The sequence below is a fragment of the Nocardia sp. NPDC058658 genome (assembly GCF_042716665.1).
In the GTDB taxonomy this organism is placed as follows: domain Bacteria; phylum Actinomycetota; class Actinomycetes; order Mycobacteriales; family Mycobacteriaceae; genus Nocardia.
The window spans coordinates 35276-53210 of sequence record NZ_JBHXRR010000005.1 but is presented as its reverse complement, the minus strand read 5'-3'; the positions used below and the strand labels follow the sequence as shown (position 1 = coordinate 53210).

The window sequence follows — 17935 nt, the reverse complement described above, 5'->3', positions numbered from 1 at the left end:
TTAATCCCCGAGCCCCCAGCGAGTTGTCGGTGCCGCCGGTTACTGTGGACAGGGTTCGCGCGACTAGCGGAGGGTACTGGTGCCGGAACGTTCGAAGGTGACTAGGTCCGGATTCGTCGCAGGGCGATTCGGGGAGTTCCCTGCGCGGTGGCAACCGAGCCGCCTCGGTCAGGAACTGCAGGAACAGTTCGCACGGCTGCCGCGCAGCCCGTTCGGGCCGAGCGAAGAAGAGCTGCGCGCCAATCTGGCCGGTGAGGCCAGCGCCGACGCCGCGCTCGAGCTCCACGATGCCGAGCTCGCCGAGCAGGGCACCGACGACGGCCCCGAGGTCCCCCGCGACCTCACCGCGGCGGCGTTCTTCGATGTCGACAACACCCTCGTGCAGGGTGCCTCGATCGTGCACTTCGCCCGAGGATTGGCCGCGCGCAAGTACTTCAAGACCTCCGACCTGGTCGATGTCGCCTGGAAGCAGGTGAAGTTCCGGGTCACCGGTAAAGAGAATTCGTCGGACATGGTCTCGGGCCGGGAGAAGGCGCTCAGCTTCATCGCGGGCCGCCCCACCGCCGAACTCGCCGCGCTCGGCGAGGAAATCTACGACGAGATCATCGCCGACAAGATCTGGCCCGGCACCCGCGCACTCGCCCAGATGCACCTCGACGCCGGCCAACAGGTCTGGCTGGTCACGGCCACCCCGGTCGAACTGGCGAATGTGATCGCCAAACGCCTCGGCCTCACCGGCGCGCTCGGCACGGTCGCCGAAAGTGTCGACGGCAAGTTCACCGGCCGCCTGGTCGGCGACATCCTGCACGGCCTCGGCAAGGCACACGCCGTGCGCACCCTCGCCGTCCGCGAAGGCCTCAACCTCAAGCGCTGCACCGCCTACTCCGACAGCCACAACGACGTTCCCATGTTGTCACTGGTCGGCACCGCCGTCGCCATCAACCCCGACTCCGACCTGCGCGAAGTAGCGAAGAACCGAGGCTGGGAAATCCGCGATTTCCGCACCGGCCGCAAAGCAGCCAAGATCGGCGTCCCCACTGCACTGGCACTCGGCGCGGCAGGTGGGGCGGTGGCGGCGGTCGTCGCCCGCCACCGCGAGCACTAGCTAGCCGAGCACCACATTCCGGCGCTTGGCCAGCAGCTTGTAGAGAGTCTGCTGGATGGTCTCGCGGACCTGGTCGGTGACATCGAACATCGTCATCGGGTCATCGGCCTCTTCCGGCTCGAACGCCGTGGTCGCGATCGGCTCACCGAACTCGATGTACCACTTCGACGGCATCGGCACCGCACCCAACAGCCCCAGGTGCGGGAACAGCGGCGTCACCGGGAAATACGGCAGCCCGAGCAGACGAGCGAGCGGCTTGATATCGGCCAGCTTCGGGTAGATCTCTTCCGAGCCGACGATCGACACCGGAATGATCGGCACCCCGGCCCGCACCGCCGCCGACACGAACCCGCCGCGCCCGAATCGTTGCAGCTTGTACCGATCGGCGTAGTTCTTGCCGACGCCCTTGAACCCCTCCGGGAACACCCCCGCGATGTGCCCGGAGCGCAACAGCCGCTCGGCATCGGGATGGCAAGCGAGGGTGTGCCCGGCCTTGCGCGCCAGCGCGCCGAGCAGCGGCATCTCGAAGATGAGGTCGGCGGCCAGTAGTCGCAGTGCTCGCTGCTGCGGGTGCTTGTCGTGCACGGCCAGCTGCAGCATCAGCCCGTCGATCGGCACCGTGCCCGCGTGGTTGGCGACCAGCAGCGCGCCACCGACCGCGGGAATGTTCTCGATGCCAGCGACCTCGACGCGGAACCAGTAGTCCGACAGCGGCCGCAGCGCGGGCAGGATGACCGATTCGAGCAGGTGCCGGTCGTAGCCGAACTCGTCCACCTGGTAGTCGCCGGTGAGCCTGCGGCGCGCGAACTCCGCGGTCTTCTCGATCTGCTCGCCGACCGCATCGCGCACGATGTCGGTGAGCGACTTCGCGGGCAGCGCGGGCATGCCGGGCCGACGCTCGCTGAGGGAGGTGACCGGCATCGCCTGCATCGGCTGATCCGGCCATCGCCGGGTCTGCGGTCGCTGTCGGGTCTCGACATTCACGTCGAGACGAATGACTTTCGCTCCCTCGTTCATGTACGCGCTCCTGTACCGGCCCCGATGAGGCCGAGCAGTTTGTGTTCTGCGGCGTCGATCCAAGCCGGATCGAAGACGGGCCGCAACGCTGCGCCCGCGATGAAGTCATCGAACGCCTGGATCGTGGTCCAGCGTGGGGTGAAACCGAGTTCGGTACGCATACGGGTGGTGTCGAGCCCGCAGCCGAAATAGAAATAGTCGGGTTGTTCGCCACTGAATCCGCGCATGATCGGGCCCATCAGCGAGCGGCCGAAGGTGCGGAAGACGAAAAAGGGAACCGGCGCGACGATGCGCCCGGCTCGGCGGATGGCCTGCGACATGGCCAACGCGCCGTCACCGGCGACATTGACCGTGCCACCGTGCGCACGCTGCGCCGCGTGCACGAGCACCGCGACCGCGTCTTCCTCGTGCAGCAATTGCAAGCGGGCTTCGCGACCGAGCACCGTCGGGGTGATCGGCGAACGCAGATATTGCACGCCACGATCGGCCAGGCGTGGACCGACGATCGGCGCGAACCGCAGAATCGATGCGGAGATATCGGGCCTGCGCCGCGCCATGCCACGCACCAGCGCCTCGATATCGATCATGTCGCGCGCGAACCATCCCGCGGGCGGGGTGCGCGCGCCCATTTCCTCGGTGAATTTCGCCGGGTCCTTGGCGCTGCAGCCGTATACCGCCGACGACGAGCGCACGACCACACGCCGCACCGACGGCGCCTTCTGACACACGGCGAGCAATTGCATAGCGCCGAGCACATTGAGGTCCTTCATCACCGCGCGACCACCACCGGCGGGCGGACGGGTGAGCACGGCCGCGTGCACGACGGTGTCGACGTCGTTGTTCTCGACGACCTTGCGGATCAGCGGGTTTCTGATATCGGCGCGCACGAACTCGGCACTACCCATTTTTCGGCGCAGCTCACGGCTAGGGGTGACGGTGTCCACCGCGATGACACGTTCGACGCCGGGTTCGGCAGCCAAGCGTGCCGCGACGTTGCCACCGAAGAAGCGGCTGGCACCAGTGACCAGCACAACCTTCGGCGCGTGTCGTTCCCGTGTGTCGGAACTCGAACCTGACCCCACTCAAAGCCCCCTGCTCATCGTGTTTCGCGTACCAGAGTAGCCGCATTCGCGCCACTCACCGTAACGATCTACAAGCTTTTAACACTGGCGAGGTATTCGCACACAGCAAGATTCACAAACCTGGTCATTTCACAGCGAGAGCCCGCCACCATCGAAACGGTGACGGGCCCATCGCAGGCACGCAGGCTTACTTGCCGAGTTTGCGCCGCTGAACACGCGTGCGGCGAAGCAGCTTGCGGTGCTTCTTCTTCGACATACGCTTGCGGCGCTTCTTGATCACAGAACCCATAGGGTTTCCTCGCGTTCTCTCTACTCGGCATACACACGCGGTCTTCACGTGCGTCGTTTGGCGCCCGCGCCGCCGGGGCAACCGGACACCACGAACGGTGCCACCGGCAGGCGGACACGAACCAGTTGTCCATGCTACCGGGACACCCTCGCAGCAACGAAACCGCCCTTATACCTGGCCGGACCAGCTCATCCGGCGTCGAAGTACGACGTCTCCAGGTAGTCGTGCACCGCCTTCGCGTGCACCCGGAACGAGCGTCCGACCCGCACCGCGGGCAGTTCACCCGAGTGCACGAGCCGGTACACCGTCATTTTCGACACCCGCATGAGATCGGCGACTTCGGCGACGGTGAGAAACTGAGTGCCACCGCCGATCACCGTTTGCGGGGTGGCGCCGACCCGCGGCCCGGGCGAACCCGAACCACCGCCCGACGCCGATGGATTACTTGACATTCTGTTCGCAGACATCATGGCACCATTGACCTCCGGCACGCCCGCGCCGCCGGCTTCCCCACCAGCGGAACAGACACGCACGTGCTTCTACGAGCTTAGCGGGACCAGTGGGATTACTGCGACGGGTGGGAGAAATCGGTTTTCAAACCGGGTACCCGTTTGTCACTCGTTCGTTGCACCCTGTTCGGCGGAGCGCCGCTTGGCCGCGTGTAGCGCCTCGGTGAAGGTCGAGCGCAGCGCGCCGCGCTCGAGTTCGCGCAGTGCCGCGGCGGTGGTGCCCGCGGGCGAGGTGACCGCGGCGCGCAGTTCGGCCGCGCTCTGGCCGGTTTCGTCCAGCAGGGCCGCCGAGCCGATCATGGTCTGCACCACCAGTTCGCTGGCCACCTCGCGGCTGAGACCGAGGCCGACACCGGCATCGATCATCGCCTCGACGACGAGGAAGAAATACGCCGGTCCCGACCCGGACACCGCGGTGACCGCGTCCATCTGCGCCTCGGGCACGGTCACCACTTTGCCGACCGCTTCGAGCATCTCGCCGACCTGCTCGAGCTGCTCGGGCTTGGCGTAGCGTCCGGGCGACTGCACGCACATACCCTGTCCGACCAGCATCGGAGTGTTCGACATCACGCGCACGACCGGATAACCGGCAGGCAGTTTCGACTCGAGACGCGAGGTGGAGACACCGGCGGCCAGCGAGACCAGCACCTGATCGCGACCGTTGTCGAGGTCGGCCTTGGACAGGTCGGTGAGCACCGAGTCGACCACGCCGGGCTTGACCGCGATGACCACGATGTCGGCGCCCTCGACCGCGTCGGCGACCGAACCGCTCACCCGAATCTTGAAGCGCTCGGCGAGCTGCGCGGCGCGCGCGGCGACCGGCTCGACGACAACCAGATCCTTGGTCGCCCTACCGGATTCCAGCAATCCGGCCACCAGAGCCTCACCGATCCGACCGCCACCGATAACCGCAATTCTCGTCATGGTGACAAGGTTAGTTGGCCGGTCGGGGTCAGCGCGCCGCCGGGATCAAGGCCAGCTGACGACTCTGCGCGACCACGGCGCCGGTGGAGTCGATGACCAGGTGGTCCTCGTCGAACATGCGCTCACCGACCTCACGCGCGGTGGCGATCACGCGCAGCCAGCCGGGGGCGGGGATGCGGCGCAGGTAGGTGGTCATCTGGACGGTCGGCGACCAGCCGAAGTGGCCGAGGTTCATCGGCACCGGCGGGCTGATGTCGGCGGCCATCATGGCGAAGGCGGCGCGGGCGCGCGGGTCGGCCTCGTCACCGTCGAAGGGGCGGATCCACAGCCGCAGCCGGGGCGGGCCGGTCTCGCCGCGCAGGAATTCGCCCCAGGTGGGGTCGATCACCATGTGCGAACCCTGGCTGACGTGCACGATCTTGCCCATCGGGGAGTCTTCGGTGTAGCGGAACGCCTCGTCGACGGGCTCGGCGGCCATGTCGGTATCGGGGCCGCTCCAGCGGGTTTCCGTCGAATCCAGGTGACCGAAGGTGAACGCGGTGCGCACGAGGGTGCGGCCGTTCTGGATCAGGTCGACGTCGGCCAGGCAGATCTGGCGGCCCTTCTTGCGGATGTGCACCGCGTATTCGACCTCGCCCGGATCCGGGGCGCCGAGGAAGTCGGTGCTGGCCGCGATGGGGGCCATCTGGGCGAGGGATTCGTCGGCCTCGGTGAGCCAGCGGGTGGCCGCGGCGGCGGTGGCCGCGACCATGGTGCCGCCGTGGACCTTGGGGCCAATGGTCCAGGTGGGGGCGATGACGCCGGCGTAGCGGCCGGTTTCGGCATCGGTGGTGAGCTCGGTCAGGTCGAGGACCTGGCTGAACGGCGCGTCGGTCGCGAGTTCTCGCGTCATCGGTCACTCCTGGTCGGGGGCACAGCGGTTCGTACAGCGTACAAGCGTGGTGGGGTCGGAAGTATTCCGCGCTGGGTGGTGACAGGCAGGGGTGTGCTGGGGTCGGGTGGGTTTGGCTGGTGGTTTACCGGGCCCGGGTGGTTTTGGCTGGCGGTTTACCGGGCCCGGGGTAGCTGTGCCTTGCTGTATTTTTGGAGCGCTGGCGCGCTCGAGCGGGGCCCTCCGGTGCCCCGATCTTCCCTCCCTGCGGGTACTCCTTCGTCGCACCCTCCGGTCAGTCCAGATCGGGGCGGGCCCCTTTGGTAGAGACTTCCTGGGGATTACCCGGCCCAGGTTGTGGACACATCGGTCTTTACACATCCACGCCTACCCGACCCAGGATGTAGACATCGATGGTCGCTACGCATCCACCCGACCCAGGATGTGGACACCTGTCGCTACGCATCCTGTCGACCCGACCCAGGACGTGGACACCGGGCGCAACGCATCCTGCCGACCCGACCCAGGACGTGGACACCGGGCCCAACGCATCCTGCCGACCCGACCCAGGACGTGGACACCGGGCCCAACGCATCCTGCCGACTCGATCCGTTCCGTTACGGGAGGTCGGCGTGGTGGGGTTGGGGGTCGGGGGTGGCGCCGGTTAGGTGGCGGCGGGCGAAGTCCAGGGTGCGGGCCAACTGGGCGGAGCGTTCGGTGGTGGTTCGGGCGTTTTGGGTGTTGATCTCGGCTACGGCGTGGCCTCGGAAGCCGGTGTGTACCAAGTGTTCACAGAGTTGGGCGCAGGGTTGGGTGCCGTCGCCGGGGACCAGGTGTTCGTCGTGGGCGGCGCCTCGGCCGTCTGCCAGGTGGAGGTGGACCAGGCCCTCGCCCATTCGGCGGGCCAGGGCGAGGGCGTCGGTGCCGGCGGTGGCGGTGTGGGAGAGGTCGAGGGTGTAGTGGTCGAAGCCGGTGTCGGTGGGGTCGTAGGAGGGGCTGAAGGCGCTCACCGCGCGGCCGGGGCCTGCGCGGCGTTCGAGCCTGCGGACGGCGCCGTCGCGGAACAGGGTGTCGGCGCGCATCGGGAACATGTTCTCCACGGCGACCTTCACCGGGTGGTGCGCCTCGAGCTCGCCGACCTGATCGGCGAAACCTCTGGCGTAGCGGCGTTGCCAGCGGAACGGCGGGTGCACGACCACGGTGTCGGCGCCGAGCGCCTCGGCGGTGCGCACGCTACGTTCCAGCTTGGCCACGGGGTCGGCGCCCCAAACCCGTTGCGAGATCAGCAGACACGGCGCGTGCACGGCGAGCACCGGCACGCCGTAGCGCTTGGCGTAGGACTGCACGGTCGCGATGTCCTGGCTGGCCGGTTCGGCCCACACCATCAATTCGACACCGTCGTAACCCAATTCGGCGGCATAACGGAACGCCGCCTGCGTGTTCTCCGGATACACCGAGGCCGTCGACAACCCGATCGCGATGTCCGCTCGTGCGTTCCCCACAGCCCACTCCCTGTATTCAGCTGGTACTGAGGAGAAAGGCTAGCGGTCCCAGCGTCACGAAGACGCCCACGACGACGGCGATCACAGTGCTGAAGATGTCGTCGGTGCGGCGCAGGATGCGGACCAGTGCGACCAGACCCAGGATCACGACCGTGGCCAGCGCCAGCGCCACCAACGCCATCGACTCCCACAGCGTCTCGAAACCCTTGAACAGCAACATTCCGGCGATCGCCGCGCCGACACTCTGCGCACCGAGAATCATCCACTGGCGGCGGTTGTCGTTGTCGTCGTTGCCGCGCGCCATGCTCGACACGCGCGCGGCCCGGCCCGCCATCGATCCACCGGCCCGATTGCCCGCCTTCCGGCTCGCTGCTCGCGACTCCGCGAGACTCGCGGGCTTCGACCCGGCACGACCCTTCGACTCGGCGCGGCTCGCGGTCTTCGAGTCCGCGCGGCGCGACATTTTCGACTTGGCCCGGCTGGTCAGCTTCGACGCGGCGGCCTTGGTCGCAGCGCGCCTGCCCGCTCTGGTCGGCTTCGGTTCGTAGTCGTCGTCGTAGTCGTCGTCGAAAGCCGCGTCGTCGTAATCGGATTCGGCGTAGTCGGCATCGGAGTAGTCGTTGTCGACGTAATCGCGGTCGACGTAATCGGACTCGGCGTAGTCGTCGGTGTCCTCGTCCTCGGTCTTGCCGACGCCGAGGCGGTGCACCTCGGTGTGCGCGTCGGAATCGTGATCGGCCCGCTGCCGCAGCAGATCCCCGGCCACCGACTGCCCGGCAACCAGCGGCTGTTCCTGGCTGACCGGCGACCAAGCGGCCGTCGGAAAACCTCCACTCTCCGGCGCGGACGCACCCTTGTCCGGCCGGTGCCTACGCGCCGACCACGACGGCAGCCCACCGGACTTCGGCTGACCGCGTCGCCGATCGAGCGAGGGTCGCTGATCGCCACCGCGGGCAGGCGGAGCATCCACACCCGGCGCGAGGTTGTAAGCCTGTGTCGCATCCGCATTGGGCGAATACCCGTTGGAAGCAGCACCCCCGCTGAATCCGGGAGCGTCCCCACGACCTGGCGCGGACTGACCATTGAACCCGGGAACAGCGTCGCCACTACCCGGCGCGGGATGTCCGTTCGAACCCGGCGCGTTGAACCCCGGCGCACCGTTACGCCCCGCTCCGTTGAACCCTCGCGCGGAATCAAGGCCCGGTCGTCCATCGGCGGGCTGACCGTCGAAAAACTCACCAGGGCGCCCGTTGAAGCCCGATGCGGGCCTGCCGTCGAAAGACTCGCCCGGTCGGCCGTTGAAGCCTGGCGCGGGCCGGGGGTCGAAGCTCGGCTGCTCGCCGAACCCGGGACCGATCTCGGGAAGATCGGCCAACCCACGCGACTGCCCCGGACGACCCATGAACGCCTGCGGCGCGTCGATACCCGCCTCGTACAGCGGCGCGTCGAACGACGGCCGAGGCGCGGGGCTCGGCTCAACAGCTTCTTCCGCGGCTTCGGCGGCCCGCCTGCGCGCCGCGCGCCCACCGGTGACCGGCGGCGGCTTCGGCGGCTCGGGATACGCCGTGGCCTCTGGTTCCTCCGGCCGATGGCGTCTGCCGCCGCCGACAGCGGGCAGCGCACCGGAACCGAACATCTCGGCGATACCGGGATCGACAGGCTGGGCGGGACCACCGGGAGCACCGAGTCGACTGGGAACGCGCCCACCACGTGTGGTGGTGTCGCGTGCTTCGGCGCGGAAGGGCCCGAACGGATCCGACGCCGGTCGCTGTTCGCCGAGACCGAGCGGATCGGAGTTACCCGCGTCGGGGTCGAATCGAGTGATGGGCCCCGACATCGGCGAGAACGCGGGCTCGGCCGGTCCGGGCGGCGGGTAGGGCGCGGGCTGATAGCTCGCGGGCGGTTCGTACGCCGGTTCCGGCGCGTAGGTCGGCACGTAGGCGGGCGGGGGTTCCGGTGCGGGCGCGGCGTGCGAATTGGGCTTCACGGCCGCGTTCTCGCCGGTCAGGTCGTTGACCGAGACTCCGCGTCCGCTGCGCCGACGTCGTCCGCCACCGCCGGAAGCCGCGGGTGCGGCGCCTTGCGCGGCGTTTCGAGCCAGCAACTCGGCCACCGACAGCTGTTTGGAATCCTCGCCACTCATACTGCGTCCCTCCGGCACGCTCTACTGCCCCGCGAACTGCCGCGAGCCACCGCCTTCGACCCAGCAACACCAACAATGCTCATGCTGTTTCCCTCCGGCATGCTCGGGCGCCCTGCGTGGTTACGCTCCGCTACCGCCTCCGGGCGCTGACCGCTCATGCTGCTTCCCTCCGGCATGCTCGGGCGCCCTGCGTGGTTACGCTCCGCTACCGCCTCCGGGCGCTGACCGCTCATGCCGACTCCACTTCCGCGACTGGTGTCACCGGCGGCACACCGACCGGTCCGCCTCCATTGGGCTCGGCATCCAGTTTGCGCAAGATGAGGCCTTCGCGCAGCGCCCATGGACAGATTTCGATGCTGTCGAGCGACAACGCCCGCATACTCGCCTCCGCGACCAATGCGCCTGCCACCAATTGCTGGGACCGGTCCGAACTCACGCCTTCCAGTTCCGCGCGGTCGGAGGCGGTCATCCGGGAGATGAACGCGATCAGCTGGCGCAGACTGGAGCTGGTCAGTGTACGGCGCACCCGTGGGCCCGCGGCCGAGGGTGCGGATCCGGTCAGCCGGGCCAGCGAACGGAATGTCTTGGAGGTGCCGACGGCAAGATCGGGGCGGCCCGCGTCGATGATCGTCTTGGACGGCGCCACGAGTTCGGCGTCGAGCCAGTCGCGCAGGACCGCGATCTTGCGCTTGCCCGGCGGGTCGTCGCGCAGCCATTCGCGGGTGAGTCTGCCCGCGCCGAGTTGCAGCGACAGCGCCACGTCGGGTTCCTCGTCGCCACCGTTGGACAGCTCGAGCGAGCCGCCGCCGATGTCGAGATTGATGATCCGGCCCGCGCTCCACCCGAACCAGCGACGCACCGCGAGGAACGTGAGCCGGGCCTCGTCGTCGCCGGAGAGCACCTGCAGATCGACCCCGGTCGTGGCTCGCACACGGGCGAGCACGTCCTCGGAATTGGTCGCTTCCCGCAGCGCCGAGGTGGCGAACGGCATCAGCTCCACGCACTTGGAATTGCGTGCCAGATCAGCGAATTCGAGGATGGTCGCGATCAGCCGCGCCTCACCCTCCTCGGTGATCCGGCCCATCGAGTCCATGCTCTCCGACAGCCGCAAAGCCGACTTCGACGAGCTCATGGGCATCGGGTGGCCACCACGATGCGCGTCCACCACGAGCAGATGGACGGTATTGCTTCCGACATCGAGAACACCTAGCCGCACACGAATACGGTACTTGGTGATCCGGTACAACAGGCCAGGCGACTGAACTGTTAGCGTCACGAGTTGTGACCGAAGGCGCAGCTGGCACCGCGGAGACCGGGCTCCGACCTGGGGGAAAGATCGATCCGACCCCAGAAGTCGAGCTCGATTTCCCGCGTGAGTGGATCGAGTTCACCGACCCAGCAAACGACGAGCACCAGATCGTCGCCGATCTGACGTGGCTGCTGTCGCGCTGGTCGTGCGTGTTCGGCACGCCTGCCTGCCAAGGCATCATCGCCGACCGCCCCGACGACGGCTGCTGTTCGCACGGCGCTTTCCTGTCCGACAAGGACGATCGCAAGCGCCTGGCAGCCGCTGTGAAGATGCTCACAGCCGATGACTGGCAGAACCTGGACGAGGCCACCGAGAACGGCAAGGTCGTCAAGAAGGGTTACCTCGAACTCGACGAGCTAGAGGACGAACCGGCCCTGCGCACCCGCCGTTTCGAGGGTGCGTGCATCTTCCTCAACCGCCCCGGTTTCGCGGCGGGCCCCGGCTGTTCGCTGCACATCATGGCGGTGCGCAAGGGCATCGAGCCACTCGAGGTCAAGCCGGACGTGTGCTGGCAGCTGCCGATCCGGCGCACCCAGGACTGGGTGGAACGTCCCGACGGCGTGCAGATCCTGCGCACCGTGGTCACCGAATACGACCGGCGCGGCTGGGGGCCGGGCGGCCTGGATCTGGACTGGTATTGCACCGGTTCTCCGGACGCCCACGTCGGCGCGAAGCCGGTCTGGCAGTCCTACGGCCCGGAGTTGCGTGAGCTGCTCGGTGCGCCCGCCTACGAGGAACTCTCCCGGCACTGCCGCCGTCGCGAGGGTCTCGGCCTGGTGGCGGTGCATCCGGCGACCGTCGAAGCCGAGCGGATGAATCCCGAAGCTCACAGTTCGAATCACGCGGAGTGAAAGCCTCGTAACCATGTGGTTCACCTGTAGGTCGTGCAACTGTCACCGAACTCGGGTTGGATAGCTGACCATGTCCAAGAAAGCGATCTACGCCGCGACCCTCGCGATCGGCGCGACCCTCACCATGACCGGCCTTGCCAACGCCGAACCGAACGGCGACCCGGCCGCGTACGCGGACTTCACGGCCGACTTCGTGAACTACAACGACCCGGCCGCGATCGATGCGGCCAAGAACGGCAAGTACATCATCATCTCCACGGTGGGCACGTCGTCCCCCATCGGCTGCCGTGGCAACGGCGCCGACGTGCCGATCTACGACTGCAAGCAGTTCGACGGCGTGGACGTGGTGTCCCTGAAGAAGATCGAGACCCCGCTCGGCGCCGCATGGAGCGTGATCTGAGCACGGTCGCACCACACGACAGAACCCGGCATCACGTGATGCCGGGTTCGTTCGTTTCTAGGCTTCGAGCTTGTAGCCCAGGCCGCGCACGGTCACCAGGTGTTCCGGCTTGGCGGGGTCGGCTTCGATCTTCGAGCGCAGGCGCTTGACGTGGACGTCGAGGGTCTTGGTGTCGCCCACGTAGTCGGCGCCCCAGACCCGGTCGATCAGCTGGCCACGGGTGAGCACCCGGCCGGAGTTGCGCAGCAGGTATTCGAGCAGGTCGAACTCCTTGAGCGGCAACGTGACCTGGCCACCGTTGACGTGCACGGTGTGGCGATCCACATCCATCCGCACCGGACCCGCCTCGAGCACACCGTTCTCGCTGCCGGAGTCCAGCTCGTCGCCGGCACCGCGACGCAGCACGGCCCGGATGCGCGCGATCAGCTCGCGCGCCGAGTACGGCTTGGTGACGTAGTCGTCGGCGCCCAGTTCCAACCCGACGACCTTGTCGATCTCGCTGTCACGCGCGGTCACCATGATCACCGGCACGCCGCTGCGCGTACGCAACTGCTTGCACACATCGGTGCCGCTCATGCCGGGCAACATCAGGTCGAGTAGCACGATATCGGCGCCGGAGCGGTCGAATTCGGCCAGCGCGGACGGGCCGTCGCCGACGACGGTGACGTCGAAGCCTTCCTTGCGAAGCAGGAACGCCAGCGGCTCGGCCAGCGAATCCTCGTCTTCGACGATCAACACACTCGTCATCTGCGTGCCTCCACACCGTTCGTTCGTCCCGCGAGAGTGCGCGCGACGTTGGTTTCTCTTGTGGTGAGCTCCGGCGTCTGTTCCACGTCCTCGTCCCCATCGGTTTCCAGATGGGCGGGGATGCGCAGCGTGAACGTCGAACCGGTGCCCAGTTTGCTCCACAGGGTGATCTCGCCGTTGTGGTTGGCCGCCACGTGTTTGACGATGGCCAAGCCGAGCCCGGTGCCGCCGGTCGAGCGGGAGCGGGCCTTGTCGGAGCGGAAGAACCGCTCGAACACCCGTTCCTGGTCTTCCTTGGCGATCCCGATGCCACGATCGGTGACCGCCATCGCGACATGATCGCCGCGCAGCGACCGGCTCACCGACACGTGCGAACCCTGTGGCGAGTACGCGATCGCGTTCTCCACCAGGTTCGACAGCGCGGTCACCAGCAACGTTTCGTCACCGAGCACTTCCAGCCCACTCGGCCGGTCGGTGCTGACGGTGATGCCCGCGGCCTCGGCGGCGGTGCGCGAGCGGTCGACCGCCTGCTGCACCACCGTGTCGACGTCGACCACGGCCAGGTCGGGCAGTTTCTCGGCGCCCTGCAGTCGCGACAGCGCGATCAGCTCGGTCACCATCTTGCCCAGGCGCCGCGACTCACCGAGCACGCGGGAACCGAAGTGGCGCACGGCCTCGGGATCGTCGGCCGATTCCAGCATGGCCTCGGCCAGCAGGCTCATCGCGCCGACGGGCGTCTTGAGTTCGTGGCTGACGTTCGCCACGAAGTCGCGCCGCGTGGCTTCCATGCGGGCCTGCTCGGAATCGTCGTCGGCGAACAGCACGACGAAGCTGGTTTCCTCGCGGGAGAGTTTGCGGGCCACACCACGCACAGCGATCCGGCCGCGACCGGGTAGCGGGTTCTTGGCGGTGAGGTCGTATTCGGCGGATTCGCCGGTCGCGAGCACCTTCTCCACGGCGGCCCACGCGCGTTCGTCGAGCAACCGGTTACGGACCAGCCCGAGTTCCTCGGCACGCGGGTTGACCAGCACCACATCGCGGTATTCGTCCACCACGGCGATGCCGGACTCGGACGCGAGCACGATCAGATCGAGCACCTGCGACATCGTCAGCCCGGTGTCTTCCTGGGTCCGGGCGGCCTGCCTTGCGGTGACGAACGGGATCAGCAGGCCACCGACTGCCAGTCCGACGACAGCCGCGAGGACTGCCAACAGCACTGCCTGCGGAACACTCACATGATTGATCGTACGAGCACAGACCGACATAACGTCGCCGGGTCGACGAAGTTTCGCGCAGGTCACAGGCACTTGGCACGGCGTTCTCTTGCCGTTCACCCGGCAGGCACCTTGGCCTCCGCCGGGCGTGTCAGCCGGGCGGTTCGCCGTACATCGCGGTGGTCACCGCGGCCCCGTGCCGGTCGACCCATGCACCGAGCGCATAAATGGGAACGAGCAGATCGCGCCCCGCTTCGGTGAGTTCGTATTCGACCCGTGGCGGTGCCTCGGCGTACCGCCGCCTGCGTACGAGCGTCATCTTCTCCATCCGCCGCAACGTCTGAGTCAACATCTTCTGACTGATCCCACCCGCGCCGGCGAGAAGTTCGCTGTGACGTTGCGGACCATCGCGCAGCAGGTACACCACCACCGGCAGCCACGAATTCGCGAACAGATCCACGGCCATCCGCGCGGGACAGTCGGCCTCGAAGTCGCCGTAGGGCGGGAACTGCGCCGCGGTGGTCACGTGTTCCAGCGTGCCACCGCCGAAAGGCACCCGCAGGTGCCTTTCGGCCTTTCTAGCGTCGATGTGGTCGATGCCACCCGGCTCGACACTGCGACAGGAGTTCACATGCGAATCGGAATCATCGGCGCGGGCGCGATGGCGGCGGCCTTGGGCGGTGGCTGGACCGCGGCCGGTCACGAGGTGCGGATCGGCGCCCGCTCGATCGACTCGGGGCGGGCGCTCGCGTCCGAGATCAACGCGGGACACGGCGGAGCTCACCGGAAGGTCGACTCGAACGGAACGCCCACCCCGGTCGACGTGCACGCGACGACCATCGACGAAGCAATCGCCTTCGCCGAGGTGGTGCTGCTCGCGGTGCCGGTGAGTGCTCTCACCGAACTGCTCAGCACACATGATCTGGCCGGAAAGATCGTCATCGATTGCACCAATGCCTTCCTCCCCGACGAATCCGCCCCCGACGGCGTCACCGCGTTCGTCCTGAGCGAGGACGCGGTGGCCGAGCGGATCGCGGCCAGCGCACCGAAAGCCCACGTGGTCAAGGCTTTCAACCTGCTCGCGGCCGAGGTCTGGGCGGGCACCGATCGAGTCTTCGACGGTGTGCGCCTGGCCGTCCCGATCTGCGGCGACGATCCCGAAGCCATCCGAACTGTCGCCCACCTCGCCGAAGACCTTGCCCTGCAAGCCTTCCCGGCAGGCGGACTGCATCGAGCCAAATATCTGGAGGCCACGTCGGTGTTCACCGTCGGCCTCTGGTTCGCAGGCAGCGACGCCCGCTCCATGCTGCCCCCGCTGTCGGCCGCCTTCGCCGTAGCCGACGCCTGAACGGCGATCAGCCCGGCGTAATCGTACAAAACGACGCTCGAGAATCAGTTTTCTGATTGTTCGGCGGCGAAGTGGGCGATTACGCCGGGCTGGATGGACCGCAGTTCACGCCGCGAGGCCGAGGCCCAGTGCCACTGCGACCGGGGCCAGGTACAGCACCGGGAAGGCGACGGTTTTGTACGACCGGGCCCGCAGGACCGTCACCACGGCGCCCGCGAAGTAGAGGATCAGGCCGATGGCCGCGGCAACCCCGATCACCGGGACGAACAAGCCGATCAGCAGCCCGACAGACCCGAGCGCCTTGGCGATGCCCAGCGGCGTCCACCAGGTCTGCGGGACGCCGTAAGCCACCAGGGGTTCCACCACGAACGGGGCCCGGCGCAACAGTGAGAACGCCGAGAACCCGACCCACAGTGCGGCGACGACAGTGACGATGACGTAGGCGGTGTGCATGTGCGTAACTCCTTCGGCGGCCGCGTTTTTCGCGGCGTCTACTCCAGGTGACGACACAGCCGACGCGAGTGTGACATCACGGCCGGGCCGACCTGTGGATCGTGGTCGCACCACCATCAGATCGACGCCGCGTCGCCGGCGAAACGCGTCCAGCAGCGCAAAACGGCCCCACACCGTTCGCGCGGTGTGGGGCCGAAAAGGCTGACGGGTTACTTGCCGCCCTGGTTGGCGACCGCGGCGGCGCCGGCAGCGGCGGCGGCCGGGTCCAGGTACTCGGCGGGCTTCACCGGGCGCATGTTCTCGTCCAGTTCGTAGACCAGCGGGATACCGGTGGGGATGTTCAGGCCGGAGATGTCCTCGTCGGAGATGCCGTCGAGGTGCTTGACCAGCGCGCGCAGCGAGTTACCGTGCGCGGCGACCAGCACGGTCTTGCCGGTGCGCAGTTCGGGCGCGATGGCGTCTTCCCAGTACGGGACCATCCGGGCGACAACGTCCTTCAGGCATTCGGTCTTGGGGACCTCGATGCCCGCGTAGCGCGGGTCGCCTTCCTGGCTGTACGGGTTGTCGGGCTGGATCGGCGGCGGCGGGGTGTCGTAGCTGCGACGCCACAGCATGAACTGCTCCTGGCCGTACTGCTCGCGGACCTGCTCCTTGTTCTTGCCCTGCAGGTCGCCGTAGTGGCGTTCGTTGAGGCGCCAGTCGCGCACGACCGGGATCCACAGCCGGTCGGCGGTGCCGAGCGCGTTGTCGGCGGTGCTGATGGCGCGGCGCAGCAGCGAGGTGTAGACGATGTCGGGCAGGATGCCTGCTTCTTTGAGCAGCTCACCGGCCCGTTTACCCTCGGCGATGCCCTTGTCGGTGAGTTGCACGTCCACCCAGCCGGTGAACAGGTTGAGGGCGTTCCATTCGCTCTCGCCGTGGCGCAGCAGCACGAGGGTGTAGGTCATAGGGTCATTCTGACATCACGGCGATGTCAGGCCCACTCGACCTCGTCGAAGCCGATGTTCAGCTCGTAGGGTCCGCCTTTGACCAGCGCGTCGACCTGTAATCGCGACGCCACCGAGTCGACTTCGCGCACTACGGCGCACACCCCTTGGAACGGACCCTCCGGAATATGGACGACATCGCCCGGCACGTAGTCGGTAGCCACCTGCTCGAGGCTACGCCCGCCGCGGTCCACTCCGAGCGAACGCGGCCGAAGACATCGGAAGTCTTTGGCGCCCTGGTTGCGACCAGGGGCCCGTAACCCGCGGCGCCAGCCGCTAATTCGACAGAGCGTCGACCGCGAGCACTCCGGCCCCCACCAGCGTCGCCCCCTCGCTCAGTGTCGAGAGTTCGACCGTCAGTTCCCGAATGAAATCGAGCCGCGAATGCCTGGCGACGGCGGCACGCAACGGCCCCCACAGTGGCTCCCCCGAATGCGCGAACCCACCGCTGATCACCACCCGGTCCACATCCAGGAGCGCGGCCGCCGATGAAATCGCCTGGCCGAGAGCGGTTCCCGCGCGAGCCAATGCGGCGAGCGCGATCGGGTCACCATCGTGCGCCGCCGCGGCGAGCTCCACCCCGTTGTCCCCTTCCCAGCCGCGCGCCCGCGCCCACCGCACCGACGACATCCCACTCGCCACCGCTTCCACACACCCGAATCCCCCGCAGGGACAAGCGGTGTCGTCGCCGGGCACCACGATGTGCCCGATGTGTCCGGCGTTTCCCGTGCGTCCCACCACAACTCGCCCGTCGGCGATGATCCCCCCACCGACCCCCGACGACACCGTCAACGCCAGCCCGTTGTCCACCCCGCGCAACCCGCCGACCCGGTGCTCGGCCAGCACCAGACACACGCCGTCGATCGCCAACCGCACCACCGCGTCAGGGAACAGCGCCCGCACGTGTTCGACGATCGGGAACCCGTCACGCCACGCCGCGAGGTTCAACGGCCTGATCACTCCGGCGGGCACATCGACCGGCCCCGCCGACCCGATCCCGACCGCGCTGACCTCGTTGTCACCTGCCACAGTGACCAGAAGGTCCCGGCACGCCGACCACGGATCGTCCGAGGCGGCGACCACCCGCCGCACCCCCTGCAGCGCGTAGTGCGGATCCACAACTCCCGCCGCGAATTTCGTCGCCCCGATGTCGAGCGCGAGCACCGTCATCACCACTCCTGCCTA

20 protein-coding genes are annotated in these 17935 nt (G+C 67.7%); 4 read left to right on the top strand and 16 right to left on the bottom strand.

Annotated elements, in window-relative coordinates; all coding sequences use genetic code 11:
• The first annotated feature begins 79 nt into the window (after nt 1–79).
• Nucleotides 80–1105, top strand: a complete 1026-nt coding sequence (locus ACFWUP_RS10835) for an HAD family hydrolase (protein WP_379232986.1) — start codon at nt 80–82, stop codon at nt 1103–1105.
• Here the strand turns inward: ACFWUP_RS10835 and ACFWUP_RS10830 are convergent, their stop codons facing one another.
• The 9 genes from ACFWUP_RS10830 to ACFWUP_RS10790 all read right to left on the bottom strand — a co-directional run bounded on the left by ACFWUP_RS10830 (nt 1106) and on the right by ACFWUP_RS10790 (nt 10658).
• Nucleotides 1106–2122 carry a lysophospholipid acyltransferase family protein gene (locus tag ACFWUP_RS10830; RefSeq protein WP_379232984.1) on the bottom strand — a complete coding sequence of 339 codons (1017 nt, stop codon included), beginning with the start codon at nt 2120–2122 and terminating at the stop codon, nt 1106–1108.
• Nucleotides 2119–3153, bottom strand: coding sequence for an NAD-dependent epimerase/dehydratase family protein (locus tag ACFWUP_RS10825; RefSeq protein WP_379232982.1), 1035 nt, complete (start codon nt 3151–3153; stop codon nt 2119–2121). Before ACFWUP_RS10825 ends, ACFWUP_RS10830 begins: the two co-directional genes overlap by 4 nt.
• A 238-nt stretch (nt 3154–3391) precedes the next feature.
• Nucleotides 3392–3493: a 30S ribosomal protein bS22 gene (locus tag ACFWUP_RS10820; RefSeq protein ID WP_003402602.1), complete on the bottom strand. Its 102-nt coding sequence runs from the start codon at nt 3491–3493 to the stop codon at nt 3392–3394.
• Between the two features lie 188 nt (nt 3494–3681).
• Nucleotides 3682–3963 carry a helix-turn-helix domain-containing protein gene (locus tag ACFWUP_RS10815; RefSeq protein ID WP_378902047.1) on the bottom strand — a complete coding sequence of 94 codons (282 nt, stop codon included), beginning with the start codon at nt 3961–3963 and terminating at the stop codon, nt 3682–3684.
• A 144-nt stretch (nt 3964–4107) separates the two neighbouring features.
• Nucleotides 4108–4926 carry a pyrroline-5-carboxylate reductase gene (gene proC, locus ACFWUP_RS10810; RefSeq protein WP_379232980.1) on the bottom strand — a complete coding sequence of 273 codons (819 nt, stop codon included), beginning with the start codon at nt 4924–4926 and terminating at the stop codon, nt 4108–4110.
• A 28-nt stretch (nt 4927–4954) separates the two neighbouring features.
• Nucleotides 4955–5818 carry a thioesterase family protein gene (locus ACFWUP_RS10805; protein ID WP_379232978.1) on the bottom strand — a complete coding sequence of 288 codons (864 nt, stop codon included), beginning with the start codon at nt 5816–5818 and terminating at the stop codon, nt 4955–4957.
• A gap of 596 nt (nt 5819–6414) precedes the next feature.
• Complete coding sequence (locus ACFWUP_RS10800) at nt 6415–7299, bottom strand: sugar phosphate isomerase/epimerase family protein (RefSeq protein WP_379232976.1); 885 nt, start codon at nt 7297–7299, stop codon at nt 6415–6417.
• Between the two features lie 16 nt (nt 7300–7315).
• Nucleotides 7316–9442, bottom strand: a complete 2127-nt coding sequence (locus ACFWUP_RS10795; RefSeq protein ID WP_379232974.1) for a hypothetical protein — start codon at nt 9440–9442, stop codon at nt 7316–7318.
• Between the two features lie 229 nt (nt 9443–9671).
• Entirely contained in the window at nt 9672–10658 is a 987-nt protein-coding gene (locus ACFWUP_RS10790; protein ID WP_379232972.1) for a hypothetical protein, read from the bottom strand.
• A gap of 119 nt (nt 10659–10777) precedes the next feature.
• Here ACFWUP_RS10790 and ACFWUP_RS10785 point away from each other — a divergent pair, with 119 nt between their 5' ends.
• Nucleotides 10778–11602, top strand: a complete 825-nt coding sequence (locus ACFWUP_RS10785) for a hypothetical protein (protein ID WP_379233307.1) — start codon at nt 10778–10780, stop codon at nt 11600–11602.
• Between the two features lie 70 nt (nt 11603–11672).
• The gene (locus ACFWUP_RS10780) at nt 11673–12002 is read left to right on the top strand and encodes a hypothetical protein (RefSeq protein WP_379232970.1); all 330 of its coding nucleotides are present in this window, start codon (nt 11673–11675) and stop codon (nt 12000–12002) included.
• Nucleotides 12003–12059: 57 nt separating this feature from the next.
• On the opposite strand, the gene ACFWUP_RS10775 is transcribed toward ACFWUP_RS10780, so the two are convergent.
• From ACFWUP_RS10775 to ACFWUP_RS10765, 3 genes are all read right to left on the bottom strand, one after another.
• Complete coding sequence (locus ACFWUP_RS10775; RefSeq protein ID WP_056814516.1) at nt 12060–12749, bottom strand: response regulator transcription factor; 690 nt, start codon at nt 12747–12749, stop codon at nt 12060–12062.
• Nucleotides 12746–13984, bottom strand: coding sequence for a sensor histidine kinase (locus ACFWUP_RS10770; protein ID WP_379232968.1), 1239 nt, complete (start codon nt 13982–13984; stop codon nt 12746–12748). Before ACFWUP_RS10770 ends, ACFWUP_RS10775 begins: the two co-directional genes overlap by 4 nt.
• A 130-nt stretch (nt 13985–14114) precedes the next feature.
• Complete coding sequence (locus ACFWUP_RS10765; RefSeq protein ID WP_379232966.1) at nt 14115–14489, bottom strand: winged helix-turn-helix transcriptional regulator; 375 nt, start codon at nt 14487–14489, stop codon at nt 14115–14117.
• Between the two features lie 105 nt (nt 14490–14594).
• Between ACFWUP_RS10765 and ACFWUP_RS10760 the strand changes: the two genes are divergently transcribed.
• On the top strand, nt 14595–15311 hold the full coding sequence (locus tag ACFWUP_RS10760) for an NADPH-dependent F420 reductase (RefSeq protein ID WP_379232964.1): 717 nt from the start codon (nt 14595–14597) through the stop codon (nt 15309–15311).
• 105 nt (nt 15312–15416) lie between these two features.
• Here ACFWUP_RS10760 and ACFWUP_RS10755 read toward each other — a convergent pair whose 3' ends face one another.
• The 4 genes from ACFWUP_RS10755 to ACFWUP_RS10740 form a co-directional block, all read right to left on the bottom strand.
• The gene (locus ACFWUP_RS10755) at nt 15417–15764 is read right to left on the bottom strand and encodes a DoxX family protein (protein ID WP_379232962.1); all 348 of its coding nucleotides are present in this window, start codon (nt 15762–15764) and stop codon (nt 15417–15419) included.
• A gap of 209 nt (nt 15765–15973) precedes the next feature.
• A complete protein-coding gene (locus ACFWUP_RS10750; RefSeq protein WP_379232960.1) occupies nt 15974–16711 on the bottom strand; it encodes a phosphoglyceromutase in 738 nt (245 codons plus the stop codon).
• Between the two features lie 26 nt (nt 16712–16737).
• The gene (locus tag ACFWUP_RS10745; protein WP_379232959.1) at nt 16738–16914 is read right to left on the bottom strand and encodes a hypothetical protein; all 177 of its coding nucleotides are present in this window, start codon (nt 16912–16914) and stop codon (nt 16738–16740) included.
• Nucleotides 16915–17026: 112 nt separating this feature from the next.
• On the bottom strand, nt 17027–17920 hold the full coding sequence (locus tag ACFWUP_RS10740; RefSeq protein WP_379232957.1) for an ROK family protein: 894 nt from the start codon (nt 17918–17920) through the stop codon (nt 17027–17029).
• Nucleotides 17921–17935: the final 15 nt, after the last annotated feature.

Bases quoted from the DNA above. Each gene is read 5' to 3' on its own strand.
- ACFWUP_RS10830 (WP_379232984.1), bottom strand. From the start codon at position 2,122: ATGAACGAGGGAGCGAAAGTCATTCGTCTCGACGTGAATGTCGAGACC.
- ACFWUP_RS10820 (WP_003402602.1), bottom strand. From the start codon at position 3,493: ATGGGTTCTGTGATCAAGAAGCGCCGCAAGCGTATGTCGAAGAAGAAG.
- ACFWUP_RS10815 (WP_378902047.1), bottom strand. From the start codon at position 3,963: ATGATGTCTGCGAACAGAATGTCAAGTAATCCATCGGCGTCGGGCGGT.
- proC (WP_379232980.1), bottom strand. From the start codon at position 4,926: ATGACGAGAATTGCGGTTATCGGTGGCGGTCGGATCGGTGAGGCTCTG.
- ACFWUP_RS10805 (WP_379232978.1), bottom strand. From the start codon at position 5,818: ATGACGCGAGAACTCGCGACCGACGCGCCGTTCAGCCAGGTCCTCGAC.
- ACFWUP_RS10795 (WP_379232974.1), bottom strand. From the start codon at position 9,442: ATGAGTGGCGAGGATTCCAAACAGCTGTCGGTGGCCGAGTTGCTGGCT.
- ACFWUP_RS10780 (WP_379232970.1), top strand. From the start codon at position 11,673: ATGTCCAAGAAAGCGATCTACGCCGCGACCCTCGCGATCGGCGCGACC.
- ACFWUP_RS10775 (WP_056814516.1), bottom strand. From the start codon at position 12,749: ATGACGAGTGTGTTGATCGTCGAAGACGAGGATTCGCTGGCCGAGCCG.
- ACFWUP_RS10760 (WP_379232964.1), top strand. From the start codon at position 14,595: ATGCGAATCGGAATCATCGGCGCGGGCGCGATGGCGGCGGCCTTGGGC.
- ACFWUP_RS10755 (WP_379232962.1), bottom strand. From the start codon at position 15,764: ATGCACACCGCCTACGTCATCGTCACTGTCGTCGCCGCACTGTGGGTC.
- ACFWUP_RS10750 (WP_379232960.1), bottom strand. From the start codon at position 16,711: ATGACCTACACCCTCGTGCTGCTGCGCCACGGCGAGAGCGAATGGAAC.
- ACFWUP_RS10740 (WP_379232957.1), bottom strand. From the start codon at position 17,920: ATGACGGTGCTCGCGCTCGACATCGGGGCGACGAAATTCGCGGCGGGA.